Here is a 13,312-nt window from a genome sequence, read left to right on the forward strand (position 1 = left end):
AAATTCTTGGAATCGAAAATTAAGTAATCCAAATCAGGTAACAATATCCCAATTGGCACTAGAAGGTTTGTCCAATAGAATATTGACAACCGAGAAATTGCAACTAGGAAATTTATGCTGGCACTGTCGAATTAAATCTGGATTGATGTCAAACCCAGTGTAGCTACTCAAAGATAATTGAGCCTGATGGATCATATAGTCGTAAAAATCGGCTAGACCACATCTCACGTCTAAAACAGATTTATGCTTAAATTTGAGGGAGTCACAAGCCGTCGCAAATCGAAGATCTTGGCTTTGTAGAGAATCCCAACCCAAAGTTCTTGGATCGCAACCGAATTTTTCTAAGCGCTGTGAGTATCGATCAATTAATTTTTGCTCAACTTGCTGAAGAGTCTCTTGATTAATCATTGATACTCCAGGGTAATTGCATGAACAACTTTTTCTCGCAGGTTTTGGAGCGCATTACTATTGTTTGCAGTAAGAATACCAAACCCATGTCTACCTGCACCGGATTGGGGCGGTAACAAGACATCACCCGGTTTAATCCGCAGTTGTAAATGCAAAACCCCAGGAATATTTTCAGCTTCCTCTATACCCGAAATGGCTTTAACTGTGCCGCTTTCGAAGACAAAAAATGTTAGCATTGCCGCTTGTTTATTTAACTGGGAGTGAACCTCATAGGGTTCACCCAAGGCGTTGGCGATTAGTAACTCTGAAATATTCACGCCACTAATTTCGGGAATGATTTTCCCAGACGTTAAAACGCCTCCTCCCCGATTGGCGGTTTCTAGCAAGAAACAACGTCCTTTTTCATCCACGATATATTCAGAGTGGGTGGCACCGTTAGTAATTCCTAAGGCTTCAACAACCTTGTTATTGGTTTTAAGGACATGATTGGTCATTTCTTCGCTAATGGCGGCAGGGTATAGTACCTCAGTAATGATAGGTTTCTCGCCGGGAGTGACTTGCTTGGAAGCAATGCCCAGATTATGGTGTTGTCCGGTTTGATCCACGCAACCATCAACCGTGATGTGTATCCCTTCAATGTAGGCTTCGACCAAGATCTCCCGGGAATGGGCATTCATCAAGGCATCAAGGTAAGCTGCTTCCAGTTGTTCGGCTCGATCAAGTTTGTGAACCCCAAAGCTTCCCCGGTTATCTGTAGGTTTAATGATTAGTGGAAAGCCGATCAAATCCGCTGCCAAGTTGACATCGTCCATCGTACGGCAGGGTACGAAGCGAGGTTGCAAGATGTGGTGTTCGCGACAGCGTTCACGCATCCATCGTTTGTTAGTGGTCACTTGAGCCGCTGCCATTCCAGCATGGGGCAACCCTAAACTTGCACTGATAAAGGTAGCTGCATAGTGGGAGTAGTCACATTCATCAGCGGTGACGCCCTGGATCTGATGTTTCTTAGCGATGGCCAGGGCTTGATTGAGATCGCGGGGCTGCAAGATTGCTGTTTCATCTGCTAGAGCTAACCCGACAGCATTTGGATTGGGATCGGTAGCAAGAACAGTATGCCCCTGATGCTTAGCGGTTTCGATCAAGGGTACTTGCTCCCACGTCGCCCCAATAATCATCAACTTTTTACTCTGCCTCACGCGCCAACCTCATCTTGTAGACTTAACATTGACCATTTAATCAGACTATCTTGCCCAATTTCGGTTTTAGCAGTTGCTCCCATTAACAGTGGTTTATACTCAATAGAAATGCCCATTTGACTAGATCGCACAAAGTTTATATTTTTATCGGTTAAGAGGCTACCTGCTGGAATGGAAGCTTTCGAGACCGCCTTTAGCTCAACATTTCTGCGATAGGTGAGCTCTTCGGGCAAAAGACTAAGCCGGGTACCAGTGCCCAGTCCTGCCTCAATGTCTCGAATCGACTGCACCATGGTTTTGAATTCTGGAAAGGTAACCGCAAAGCGATGATCAGGACCTTCTGAGTTGCGGTCTAGTGTAACATGTTTTTCTAGGACACAAGCACCAAGAGCGATCGCCGCCAAGGGCATGTGAATCCCCAAGGTATGATCAGAATAGCCCGTAGGCAACTGGGTCATGGCTGCCAGCGTTTGAATGAATCGTAAATTAGCATCTGTGGGTAACGCTGGATACTTAGAAACGCAGTGCAACAAAACAATCGAGCGATTGCCGAGGTCTTCGCACAAGCGCACCACCCGTGCCATATCGCCATACTCACAGTAGCCAATCGATATAATTAAAGGTTTACCTGTTTTTGCCGCTTTAGCCACCACTGCTAAATTGCCCTGGGCTTGTGGTGAGGCAATCTTATAGGCTGGGACACCCACAGCTTCGAGCAAGTCGATGGCTCTTGGGTAAGTGGGGGAAGATAAAAAATCAACGCCTAAGGTTTTGGCATGGTCAGCAAGTTTTGGATACCAAGATTCATCAAGTTCAATTTGCCGAAACCATTCCCGAAACTCAGAGGATTCGAGTTTTTCAAGGTACAAATCATCAAACTGAATGGATTGAAACTTAACGGCATCTGCCCCTGCTTCTGCGGCTAAGGACATCATATCGAGGGCTTGCTGAAGGTTTTGGTTATGGTTACTACCAATCTCGGCAATGATATAAGTTGGATGCCCGATACCAATGGGGTGATCACCAATGTAAAACGGTTCAATCATGGAATTTGAAAATCATTTTAATTAGAAATTACCCTGGAAATTCTTTTTCAGAGGTCGGGGGTTTCATCGTAAAAAACCACAAGTTTCTTCATGACTTAAGTTTTAGATTAACGACTGAATCGCTTTAGCAATCCGAGTTGCCCCTTTACCATCGATTAGGTTACTACTAGCCTTGCCCAATACCGCCCGCTGATTGGGATTTACCAATAACTGTTGCAGCACTTGGTGCAACTTATCTAACCAATTGGGTTGACTGGCCCAACCGATGTTTACTATACACCCTCGCTGTTCTAAAGCGGTCAAATTGGGAATTTGGTCTGCACCTACGCAAAAGGCAATGGTAGGAGTGCCACAGCGAGCTAGTTCATAGAGGGTTTGGCCCCCCGCACTAATTGCCAAATCTGCCTTGACCATGAGCGATCGCATATCCTTAGGACTGTGCTGGATTCGGAGGTTAGCCGCCAAGGGACGATCACCCGCAGTGCCAAAATGTCCAAGGACAAAATCTATTGTGACATTAGCTAGTAACGAAGTGGCATGGTGATCCAAAAACTTAATTAATGGGTCAAAGATACCCAGTAAATCTGACCCACCAATGCTGACAAAGAGCGATCGCACCAGGGTGTCATAGTCGCGGGGCACATGGGGCCAAAACTCAGGACGTACCACCTGATAGGCCACATCTAACAATAGGTGTGTATCGGGTCCCACGTCGTAGGTGAGGCTGGGAGCAGCGGGCGAGCCGTTGATTACCACATCCACAGGTAAAGCACGGTTAGCTTGATCGTCAAAGCAAATGATGAGTAAACCTTGATTTTGGAGCAATCGCAATGCCGCTTCATCGAAGCGATAGCTATCAATTACCAATGCCGATGCTCCTATTGATTGGGCGGCTTGTAACACTCCTAACGGAGTAGCCTCACAAACGTGTACCTCTTGCCTCCGGTTGGAGAGAAAATCCTTTAGCCCTGAGGCTGGGTCAATCAAGAACATCACTGTAAATCCTAAGGATTTGCAGGCTTCAGCCAAGCCAATCCCCCGTGTGGCATGACCCAACCCAACCGTGGTGCCGCCATCAACATGGATGGCGAGTTTAGCAGATGTTTGGCTCATGGTTTTACATCCCTCGACCAACCACTAAGTAAGCAACCAAATCAACCTCCTTACTGATGATGTTTTTTTACTATTTTTAATATATATACTTCTCCATTGAGTTCAAAAAAAGCTGGATAGCGTTCGTTATCTACAACTCGCAAAAGGTTAAACTGTTCTTTTATTGTTCGTTCTGGATCTAAACGACTATCCTTTGGCTTTCGACGAGGATAGTAGGTTGAGTCTCCAGATTGCTCTTTCCCTATCTCTATAATTTCTGGATATCGCTGGACAAACTTTAAGCACATTTCAATTGATTTTTCGGCTTGAGTTTTACGCAATTCATCAACAAGTTCATTTCCCTGAAACTTTAAAAGGGATTGAAGATAAATTTTACCACTATCTACACTTTCTTCAGCTTCAAATAACGTAATTGGAATCTCATTATTCCCTTCTAAGATTTGCCAAGTGAGAGGCGACCAACCCTTTCCTTGAGGTAAAGCACTTTCGTGAACAATCAAATTTTTTGAATTTCTCTTCAAAACTTCTGATGACAAAATTTGTCCGCATCCTAAACAAAAAACTAAGTCTCCTTGTGGAATCTCTTTCGCTTGATAAATCCACTTAACTACATGTTGTTTTTCCTTTAGCTTTTTAACTAGATAAGGAATATAGTTATTAATCCAACTATTGCTATCCGATAAAATTGTAATCGTTAAGCATTGCATTATTTTTTTTTCAAAAGTATCTTTATAACTTTGAATTTATCCTCTGCATCAACTAAATTTTGGCTACTTTGGTGGAGTTGCCAACGTTGTTTTTTGGATAAGCAAATTTGAGCGACTGATTCTGCTATTTGTTCTGGAAAAACTTGGTCGTGCCATCCTAAACTTACAGCAGCACATAGTTCGTCCAATTTATGAGCGATTGCTCTCTGATTGTCAGCCACAATTATAATTAAACTAGGTAGTCCCATAAAAGTCAACTCCCAAAAAGTACTTCCCCCAGCTGCGATCGCAATATCTGCCCAAGCCATCAACTCCGGCATATTCGTCACATTATACTTGAGCGTAATTGCTGCCCCCGAATCATGCACTGCTGCGTGTAACTGCTCATAATGAGGATTACTCCCCCCAACCACTACCACTGCTTCGAGTCCTTCAACCTTGACCTGCTGTAATGCCTGAATCACCTTCAGGGTCACATTATCGGGGTCTGCTCCCCCCAAGGTAACCAGCACCTTCCGTGCCACTGTCGGGATCTGCCGCTGCCAGCCTTGCCAAGGCCAGAATTCCTTCCTGAGGAGTGTATATTGGGTACCCAACAGCAGCTGGGTGTAGGATTCCCGTTTAGGATACAGTCCCTCATGGGCATACACATTCTGATTCAACACTAGGTCAGCCCAGTAGTGAGCTGCATGGCCATAGTCATCAATAAACAACAGCCGTAACCCGGCTTTTTTAATTACTCGCTGATAGTCAGCTCCGAAGTGATAGCCATCCACCACCACCCAAGTTGCCCCCAATGCTTTGGCCTGGGCAATGGTTTGCTCAGCATCCTCCGCAGTGCCCGACGGAACGCATAAGTGGCCTACTTGGATGCCTTCCGCCTGTAACCGGGTCTCCAGTGCCGGTGCTGCGTTCCCCATCAACAAGGTCACGTGCCCCCCTTCCTCCAGCCATGCCTGAGCCAGAGCCAGGCAGCGCATGACATGCCCAGTGCCAATTTTTGGGGAAGCGTCAGCTCGGATTACTAGCTTCATTGATCAACAGTTTTTTTCAAGCAGGAACCAAGTTGTATCATCTTGTGGAAACTGATTATCCCGATGATAGACAAATCCATAATCCAAGAGCCTCAAGTCATCAAATTGATCCATAAGTTCTCCGGCAAAGTCACGCTTAAATAGTTTACCTTGATGACCACGATAGTTCAGTTCTACAGGTGTAGGGTTGTAGTACTCTGAAATACAGATATAACGATTACTTGATTCATATAATAATCTGTACACCTGAGCCAACTTATCTGGATTGATATGAATCAAAACTCCCTTGATTAAGACGAAATCGTATTTTTGAGTTGGCCAAAAATCAAGAATATACTGGGCGTATGTATGTATATTTTTGTAATATTTAAACAGCTTTATTCTTGATTTCAATAGCCGAAAAATTTGCTTTGGTAAGAAGTTGCTTAATGGCTTGCAAATTCAAACCAATATTGGAACCAAACTCAATAACAGAGTCAACACAACGAGTGTGACTCAGAACTTTATAAAACAAGACAATATTGCGGGCAATTGAAATATCCGATTGATTTCGGGTAATATATTCATATCCAAATTACCCTGCCCAGAAGGCTTCCTGTTCGGTTATAAAATTATCCACAAATCCTCCATAGTTTGAATTACTCACCGTACTGCTTTTGTTCAATGTGAGCATTAAGCTCAGACCAGTCAGGATGCTGACTGACCAGGTCTAAACAATATTCTAATGTAAACTCTGGTTGCTGAGAATAGAGCGCTTCCAGCATCCGCCGAATTAACTCAAAGTCCTCCGCCGTATCCACCGTCCATCGATGATTACTATTATCCTCAACATAGGTTACATGACCTAAACGGTATCGTTCCGGCTGCCTATGAATAAACGGGGTGACATGCTCTCGATCTGGTTGCGCACTCGCTTCATGGAATGCTTCATCGAGGGCAGCAAAGGAAAACACTTCTGTATCCATACCGCGAGGATAGGTTCGCTGCAAAGAGTTAGAAACATAGTCATATTCACCTTGATGGTCAAGATAAAACTGAATAACTTGGTCAATAACCTGAGGATCTATCAAAGGACAATCTGACGTTACCCGCACAACAACATCTGCTTGATGCTCTACAGCAGCACCATAATATCTGGCCAGGACATCCTCTTCAGAACCACGGAAATAGGGAATAGAAATACTATTGCATAATTCAACAATCGGTTCATCAGTTTGATTGATTGTCGTTGCAATTACAATTTCATCGGCGAGCTTAACCCGTCGTAGTCTTTCAATTTGATAGTCCAGTAAAGGTTTACCCAATACCTGTTTAAGGACTTTACCAGGTAGGCGGGTCGAAGTCATTCTAGCCTGGACTATTATTACTAGTTTCACTTAATAGTTTTACTCTTCATAAACGCTGATACTTTACAAAGTATTACACCCGTTTTATATTAAGATTTTGCTCAAAGAAGTAACAATCCTGTCTTGCTCTTGTTCAGTTAATCCATAATGTAGGGGAATACTGATTGCTTCTTGGTAATACTTCTCTGCTTCAGGAAAATCACCCCAACCAAAACCTAACTCTTGATAATAGGGCTGCGTATGCACCGGAATATAGTGCAAATTAACACCAATTCCCAAACTACGAAGTTCCTCAAATACCTGACGATGAGTCTTATTAATCTTATCCAAATTTAGCCGAATCACATATAAATGCCAACTTGAATTTGTATCAGGATGTTGCCAAGGTAGAGTTAAAGGCAAGTCTGACAACAACTGATTGTATCGCTCAGCTAAAAACCTGCGCCGCTCAACAAACTCCTCTAAGCGCTGCATTTGACTAACACCCAAAGCAGCTTGAATATCAGTAATGCGGTAGTTAAAGCCCAATTCTAACTGCTGATAATACCAAGGACCATCAGATTCCCCTTTCATCAACTCCGGCTTGGGGGTAATACCATGAGTGCGTAGTCGGATCAGTTTTTCGTATAGATCTGCTTGATTCGTTAGCACCATACCACCCTCACCAGTGGTGATAATCTTGACTGGATGAAAGCTAAACACGACTAGATCAGAAAACTGACCTAAGCCAACCGGCTGTCCTTGATATCGTCCACCAATAGCGTGGGAAGCATCTTCAAGTACCCTGAAACCATACTTTTGAGCTAATGCTGCAATCGAGTTCATCTCACAGGACTGACCAGCAAAATGAACTGGAATTACTAATTTTGGCAAACAGCCTTGTTCCTGTGCCCAAATTAATTTGCGCTCTAACTCCTCTACGCTGAGGTTATAAGTTCTAGGGTCAATATCAACAAAATCAACCCTTGCCCCGCAATATCGTCCACAATTTGCAGATGCCACAAACGTATTGGGGGAGGTCCACAGTGTATCCCCGTTGCCCAACCCAACAGCTAAGCAAGCAATGTGCAAAGCCGCCGTAGCACTAGACACAGCTACACCATAGGTCGCCCCGCAATAATCCGCCACAGACTGCTCAAATTTAGCGATCGCTGGTCCCTGAGTCAGCCAATCGGATTGCAAAACCTCAACTACCGCATCAATATCCTGTTGACTAATAGTTTGACGACCGTAGGGAATATATGGATTTTTCATTTGAGATGTCAATATAGGATTGATGGGAACAGGGAGTAGGGAGTAGGGAGTAGGGAGTAGGGAGCAGGGAGCAGGGAACAGGGAGCAGGGAGCAGGGAGTAGGGAGCAGGGAGCAGGGAGTAGTAGAAAAACGGGCGTTGCTGAATAATCGAATGATTTTAATACAGTTGTGGTATGGGCATCTTGCGTGGAACTGGCATCTTGCCAGTTTCAATATATTTCCGAGCGGGCAGGATGCCCACTCTACTCTTATTCATTCAAGGATTCAGCAACGCCGAAAAACGAGGTTTATGTTAAGCTGTTCGCGTAGTTTGAGCCTTTGGCTGACGGTTGACGGCTGATAAGCGCGTTTGTATTTGAGATGTAAATCTAGGAAGTCTATTTTTATTGGAAAATAAAACTCCAGATCTTTTGCCCCTCTTGCCTCTTGGCTTTTGCCTTTTGCCTTTGACAGCAACTCATGTTTTTACAACCCAGATACAAACGCTATAGCGTTTATTATAGCTATGAGGTACACAGGATTTTTTCCCGATTCCCGATTCCCGATTCCCGATTCCCGATTCCCGATTCCCGATTCCCGATTCCCGATTCCCTGTTCCCTGTTCCCTGTTCCCTGTTCCCTAAAACAATCTACCTCACCCAATTGAAAACCGTTATCATCCATAGATTTAAACCCTAAAGCTTGAATCTACATGTTCCACAATCAACTCCCGGATTTCTTCAATACTTAAAAACCGATCATTACTACCAGAGTTGTAGCTAAATCCGGGCTCGACTCGCGTGGCTCCAGTCCTCTCACAATACTCTTCAATACTGTACTTTGCCTTAGTAGGCAAAATAGCATAGTAAGAACCAAGGTCAACAGTAGTAAAGGAATCAGAGGTGGTAATCATTTCCTCATGAATTTTCTCCCCTGGTCGAATTCCCACCACAGGATGATCGCACTCAGGACCAATGGCTTTCGCTAAATCTGTAATGTTATAGGAAGGAATACGGGGTACAAAAATTTCTCCTCCCTGGCCATGTTCCATTGTCCAGAGTACCATTTTTACCCCTTCTGCCAAAGAGATATTGAAGCGAGTCATCCGAGGATCGGTGATGGGCAATACACGGTCATGACGCTTATTCAGAAAAAAGGGAATCACCGATCCCCTAGACCCCATCACATTACCATAGCGGACAACGCTAAACGACAAATCCCTTCCACCCCTAATATTGTTAGCTGCAATAAATAGCTTATCGGAGCAAAGCTTCGTTGCCCCATAAAGATTGATGGGAGCAGCAGCTTTATCCGTTGAGAGGGCAATAACCCGTTTAACTCCAGTATCCAAGGCAGCTTGAATCACATTTTCCGCACCCAACACATTGGTACGAATACATTCCATTGGATTATATTCTGCTGTAGGTACTTGCTTAAGAGCAGCAGCATGAACAATACTATCTACTCCCTCGCAAGCACGGGCTAGACGTTGTCCATCTCGCACATCACCAATAAAATAACGAATTCCCGGATATTGATTAGGGGAAAACTTTTGAGCCATTTCAAACTGCTTTAGCTCATCACGGGAGTAAATTACTAAACGCTTGATATTGGGAAAGCGTTGCAAGATAGTTTCTACAAACTTTTTTCCAAAGGAACCAGTTCCACCGGTGAGTAAAATGGAACTATCTTGATTAATTAACATCAAAAAATCGGGTAGTACTGTATAGTAAGCTAAAACGCCTTTAAAATGCGTTTTAGCAAAGCAATAGGCAATAGGTATGCAACGGGGTCTTGGGGGAAACCACCATGAGGGACTCCATCAAGGCAAGGATTATAGAGGTTTTCAATTAGGTAAGGTACACATTTTTGGGTTTTAGGGAGCAGGTAGCAGTAAAGTCAGAAGATGTAAGAGGGAAAAAATTATGTGTACCTGATTAGGCTAAAAACCGCTATACAGTTTTTGACCTTACCAAAAATCCCTAGATACTTGATTAATTCTTGCCTTTTGCCTGTTGCCTCTTGCCTTTCCCTAAGCGATGCAGCACGCACGGTCTTGGGGAGCCAGCGCGGTCTTGGGGCTTCCCCCCATGAGCGACTGGCGTGGTTTTCCCCACTCGCGCTTTGCATCAAGACAGGGAAAAAATCCTCTGTACCTCATTACTATCAGAAACGCTATAAATTTTCTGGCTCTCCCAGTGTGGCTATCATCAATTAAGGAAGTCTTTTTTTTAAGACTTTTGCAGGCACTCCACCAGCCACTGAATAAGGAGGAATATTTTTTGTTGCGACTGTATTAGCACCAATTACACAACCACTACCAATAGTTATACCTTCCGTAACAACGACATTAATCCCTAACCAACAATTATCACTAATCACAATTGGATTTGAGTAATTCTTGCCGTGGTCTTCCAAGTATTTTTGATCTTGTTCGTTAATTGTTAATTCTGGGACATAATCATACATATGCCTTCCAGAAGAAATGAAAACATTTGCAGCGCAACAAACTGAATTACCAATCGCTACATCTCCTTTAACCTCAGACCTGGTATGTATCCTAGTGCCATTACCTATAGTAATTGAAGAACCTGGGTGGGTTTGTATATGACAACGGGTGCATCTCATATTTGTAAAAAAAAGGGGAGTGTGGGGCGGGGGCGCGGGGAGTGTGGAGAGTGTGGGAATTTTTGCCTAATTGCATGCATTGAGATGCACCCGGGGAACCCGGCCTTGGGTCGCACCTGTGGAATAGGCATCTTGCCTGTCCCTTGATCTTTTGGAGCGGGCAGGATGCCCACTCTACTTCTATTCATTCTTTGATTCAGCAACGCCTTCTCACTTGGCAGTTATGGTTGGCTCGCGAATGTGTTGGTGATCGCCCTCTTCGGAGGCAGAAGCCTCTGGCAGTTTCCTCTCTTTCTCCCGAACGGGTTGCTCAATCTTTCGGTAGCATTTTAACCATTATTGGCACTCCTTCCCAGCCCCCCAAACTCCGAGGAAAGTCCCCAGGTTGGCCACTTGATACCCCTCGCACTCCAAGAAAACGATATCCTACCGTTAAGAAAGGTCGAGGACGCTTTCATTCACAGTCGAAATATCGTAAATCTTCGGCTTAAATCCTTCTTATTTTCCTTTTCTTTATCCTCAACGACTCGTTGAGTTCTTCGTGCATTAGTCTAAACTCCAGTAATAAGCAATTTGGTTGGCTAAGATCATCCAAGGTTTCATATTGTGCTTTCTTCCTTTTTTGAGTGGAATGTCTGGTTAAGTTCTCGAACCAAGCGATCAACCGTATTTTTGTTTAGGCCATGCTGTTTTGCCCCTAGTGTGATGGTGTCCTGGGTTGAATGATGACAGCCCAGACAGTATAATCCATAGCGGCCTAGAATCCGTTCAGCTTCGTTACCATGGGTTTCGAGCAAGTCGGCGATGACGGTGTCGCCTGTGATCGGCTGATGGTCTATGGGTGGCACTGAGGCAGGCTTGTTATAGTATGGAGCTTGTAATAAGCGCCAGAAACCAGCATTGTATATATTAGGGCTTCTGGAAAAGCGGCACCAATGGCCGATATGAACCTCATCCCAAGAGAGATTTTCTTTCACAATTTTGGACAACATGCCAAGGGGAATTTTCATGAGCAAGTTGGGCACATCGGGTGGCTCGGACAGGATTTCCAGCCGTCCGGCTGTTATTGAAAAGGAAACAGAGAAGGTTACCTGGTCAAAATCGTCTTGAGTTGCTTGTACGGTGACGGTTATCTCTTCGCACAAGGCGATCTCCGGCACGTCATTCAATTTGAGAAAATACGCTTCCAACTCGGAACGGGTCACTGTTGTGGAGCAAGCATGATATTGGGAGAATAGAGCTTGATTAAAATGCTGCTCAATGTAGCGCAGTCTATAGTTTATGTCATCAAGTTCCTCTCGATTATGCCACACACGGTTAATCTTGCCTGTTGAACTCTCCCAGCTCTCTCCAGGTAAAAGAGGAATTACTTGTAAGTCACTGCCCTCAAAAAGCTGCACCACATCGTCTAAGGTATTGGTACTCATTAGGCGAACATAGTCACGATGGTTGGGATGACACCAGGTGAAATTACCCGCAAAGGGTAAGAGGTATTTCGCGCCATACAGCTTCATCATCTGTTTGAGCATCTGAAGTAAGCCTTGAGCGGCACGTTTTGAGATGTTAACCTTTTGCTTTTGGCTAAGGTGAGTCCAACTCCAAGGGTATGATGAGCCGCCAGGAATGAAGAAAGAGGCGACCATATCTACAGGAGGTAGCAACGAGGCAATGCGATGGTTAATGCCCGCATCATTGATATTGAGCACACGGAAGCCATCAATCTCAATCAGAACAATGGCATCATTCCATAAACTGCCCGGTTCAAAGCAGGTCAGATGAATATGTTTTGAGAGTTGGACTCTCTCCCCAAAGGCCATGGGACGTATATCCTTAAAGCCCAGTGCGGTTAAACCCTGGATGAGGCGACGATTGGGAAAGTCAGGCGCGTAAATCGGCGTCGAACGGTCAAAATGGACCAAGGTTTCTTCATGAAAATGGTCCGAGTGTTCATGGGAAATCCAGATCGCATCAGGACGCAAGGTAGAAATGTTGACTATGGGAGCGGGATAAAGCATCCAAGAGCCTAAAAAGGCTGACCCACAAAGCCAAGGATCGGTGAGAAGGGAAAAACCTTTATAGGCCACTTCTAGGCAGGAGTGGACATGTAAGGTAATCGCCAAATCCTCGATATGTTTGCCTCTTTGAGCGAGAGGGCTTCTGGAGGGGGCACATGGGACTTCCGCTAAGAGGTGATCCCCCGAAACTGTTACTGGTATCGCCGACAACGCCCCCCGGTTGTTTATCCCCTTTCCGGTTCGATCTTCAAAGCGCCAGCCATGAAGCGGACAAGTAAAACACTCGCCCTCCAACTCCACTTCCCCCCCTTGGTGGGGGCAAACCCTTGATATAAGCTGATAACCCGATTCAGAGTGCACCAAATAGTAGGGCTGGTTTCCCAGAGATATTGGTACGGGGAGGTTGGCTTTGGCGGGGTCAAGGTCAATTTTATGAGTTGTTGTTATGAAATTCACTGTCGATGATCTCCTTCTTGAGAAAGTAATAAAAAGAGCAAGAGCTATCCAAGGTGATAAAGCGCAAACCCAGGGTAAACGCATCTTGTCAATAAAGCGGGGGTAGTTCTCAATAACCCTGGCCTTATT

Annotated in this window: 16 protein-coding genes; 2 read left to right on the top strand and 14 right to left on the bottom strand. The window is 44.6% G+C overall.

What is annotated here, in order from left to right; all coding sequences use genetic code 11:
• Positions 1 to 33 precede the first annotated feature (33 nt).
• The 10 genes from F6K46_RS07555 to F6K46_RS07600 form a co-directional block, all read right to left on the bottom strand.
• Positions 34 to 408 (bottom strand): hypothetical protein, encoded by a 375-nt coding sequence (locus F6K46_RS07555; RefSeq protein WP_293060560.1) that lies wholly within the window; start codon positions 406 to 408, stop codon positions 34 to 36.
• Entirely contained in the window at positions 405 to 1,583 is a 1,179-nt protein-coding gene (locus tag F6K46_RS07560; protein WP_293060558.1) for an ATP-grasp domain-containing protein, read from the bottom strand. The genes F6K46_RS07555 and F6K46_RS07560 overlap by 4 nt, the downstream gene beginning before the upstream one ends.
• 17 nt (positions 1,584 to 1,600) lie before the next feature.
• On the bottom strand, positions 1,601 to 2,650 hold the full coding sequence (locus F6K46_RS07565; RefSeq protein ID WP_293060556.1) for an N-acetylneuraminate synthase family protein: 1,050 nt from the start codon (positions 2,648 to 2,650) through the stop codon (positions 1,601 to 1,603).
• 102 nt (positions 2,651 to 2,752) lie between these two features.
• Positions 2,753 to 3,763 (bottom strand): glycosyltransferase, encoded by a 1,011-nt coding sequence (locus F6K46_RS07570; protein ID WP_293060554.1) that lies wholly within the window; start codon positions 3,761 to 3,763, stop codon positions 2,753 to 2,755.
• Positions 3,764 to 3,813: 50 nt separating this feature from the next.
• Positions 3,814 to 4,470 carry a formyltransferase family protein gene (locus tag F6K46_RS07575; RefSeq protein WP_293060552.1) on the bottom strand — a complete coding sequence of 219 codons (657 nt, stop codon included), beginning with the start codon at positions 4,468 to 4,470 and terminating at the stop codon, positions 3,814 to 3,816.
• Positions 4,470 to 5,504 (bottom strand): UDP-2,4-diacetamido-2,4,6-trideoxy-beta-L-altropyranose hydrolase, encoded by a 1,035-nt coding sequence (gene pseG, locus F6K46_RS07580; protein WP_293060550.1) that lies wholly within the window; start codon positions 5,502 to 5,504, stop codon positions 4,470 to 4,472. The genes F6K46_RS07575 and pseG overlap by 1 nt, the downstream gene beginning before the upstream one ends.
• Before the next feature lie 3 nt (positions 5,505 to 5,507).
• On the bottom strand, positions 5,508 to 5,897 hold the full coding sequence (locus F6K46_RS07585) for a pseudaminic acid biosynthesis-associated methylase (RefSeq protein ID WP_293060548.1): 390 nt from the start codon (positions 5,895 to 5,897) through the stop codon (positions 5,508 to 5,510).
• 245 nt (positions 5,898 to 6,142) lie between these two features.
• Positions 6,143 to 6,880 carry a glycosyltransferase family protein gene (locus tag F6K46_RS07590; RefSeq protein WP_293060546.1) on the bottom strand — a complete coding sequence of 246 codons (738 nt, stop codon included), beginning with the start codon at positions 6,878 to 6,880 and terminating at the stop codon, positions 6,143 to 6,145.
• Positions 6,881 to 6,934: 54 nt separating this feature from the next.
• Positions 6,935 to 8,104 (bottom strand): UDP-4-amino-4,6-dideoxy-N-acetyl-beta-L-altrosamine transaminase, encoded by a 1,170-nt coding sequence (gene pseC, locus F6K46_RS07595; protein ID WP_293060544.1) that lies wholly within the window; start codon positions 8,102 to 8,104, stop codon positions 6,935 to 6,937.
• On the bottom strand, positions 8,064 to 8,318 hold the full coding sequence (locus F6K46_RS07600; RefSeq protein ID WP_293060542.1) for a hypothetical protein: 255 nt from the start codon (positions 8,316 to 8,318) through the stop codon (positions 8,064 to 8,066). The genes pseC and F6K46_RS07600 overlap by 41 nt, the downstream gene beginning before the upstream one ends.
• 292 nt (positions 8,319 to 8,610) lie before the next feature.
• On the opposite strand from F6K46_RS07600, the gene F6K46_RS07605 reads away from it, so the two are divergent.
• On the top strand, positions 8,611 to 8,751 hold the full coding sequence (locus F6K46_RS07605; protein ID WP_293060540.1) for a hypothetical protein: 141 nt from the start codon (positions 8,611 to 8,613) through the stop codon (positions 8,749 to 8,751).
• 21 nt (positions 8,752 to 8,772) lie between these two features.
• On the opposite strand, the gene pseB is transcribed toward F6K46_RS07605, so the two are convergent.
• From pseB to F6K46_RS07620, 3 genes are all read right to left on the bottom strand, one after another.
• Complete coding sequence (gene pseB / locus F6K46_RS07610) at positions 8,773 to 9,789, bottom strand: UDP-N-acetylglucosamine 4,6-dehydratase (inverting) (RefSeq protein WP_293060538.1); 1,017 nt, start codon at positions 9,787 to 9,789, stop codon at positions 8,773 to 8,775.
• A 218-nt stretch (positions 9,790 to 10,007) separates the two neighbouring features.
• Positions 10,008 to 10,214, bottom strand: coding sequence for a hypothetical protein (locus F6K46_RS07615; protein WP_293060536.1), 207 nt, complete (start codon positions 10,212 to 10,214; stop codon positions 10,008 to 10,010).
• 84 nt (positions 10,215 to 10,298) lie between these two features.
• The gene (locus tag F6K46_RS07620) at positions 10,299 to 10,712 is read right to left on the bottom strand and encodes an acyltransferase (RefSeq protein ID WP_293060534.1); all 414 of its coding nucleotides are present in this window, start codon (positions 10,710 to 10,712) and stop codon (positions 10,299 to 10,301) included.
• Between the two features lie 191 nt (positions 10,713 to 10,903).
• On the opposite strand from F6K46_RS07620, the gene F6K46_RS07625 reads away from it, so the two are divergent.
• Positions 10,904 to 11,203 (top strand): hypothetical protein, encoded by a 300-nt coding sequence (locus F6K46_RS07625; RefSeq protein WP_293060532.1) that lies wholly within the window; start codon positions 10,904 to 10,906, stop codon positions 11,201 to 11,203.
• Between the two features lie 108 nt (positions 11,204 to 11,311).
• Here the strand turns inward: F6K46_RS07625 and F6K46_RS07630 are convergent, their stop codons facing one another.
• Positions 11,312 to 13,183 carry a Rieske 2Fe-2S domain-containing protein gene (locus F6K46_RS07630; protein ID WP_293060530.1) on the bottom strand — a complete coding sequence of 624 codons (1,872 nt, stop codon included), beginning with the start codon at positions 13,181 to 13,183 and terminating at the stop codon, positions 11,312 to 11,314.
• Positions 13,184 to 13,312 lie beyond the last annotated feature (129 nt).

Origin of the sequence: Moorena sp. SIO3E8, assembly GCF_010692445.1 — a bacterium.
GTDB lineage: Bacteria > Cyanobacteriota > Cyanobacteriia > Cyanobacteriales > Coleofasciculaceae > Moorena > Moorena bouillonii.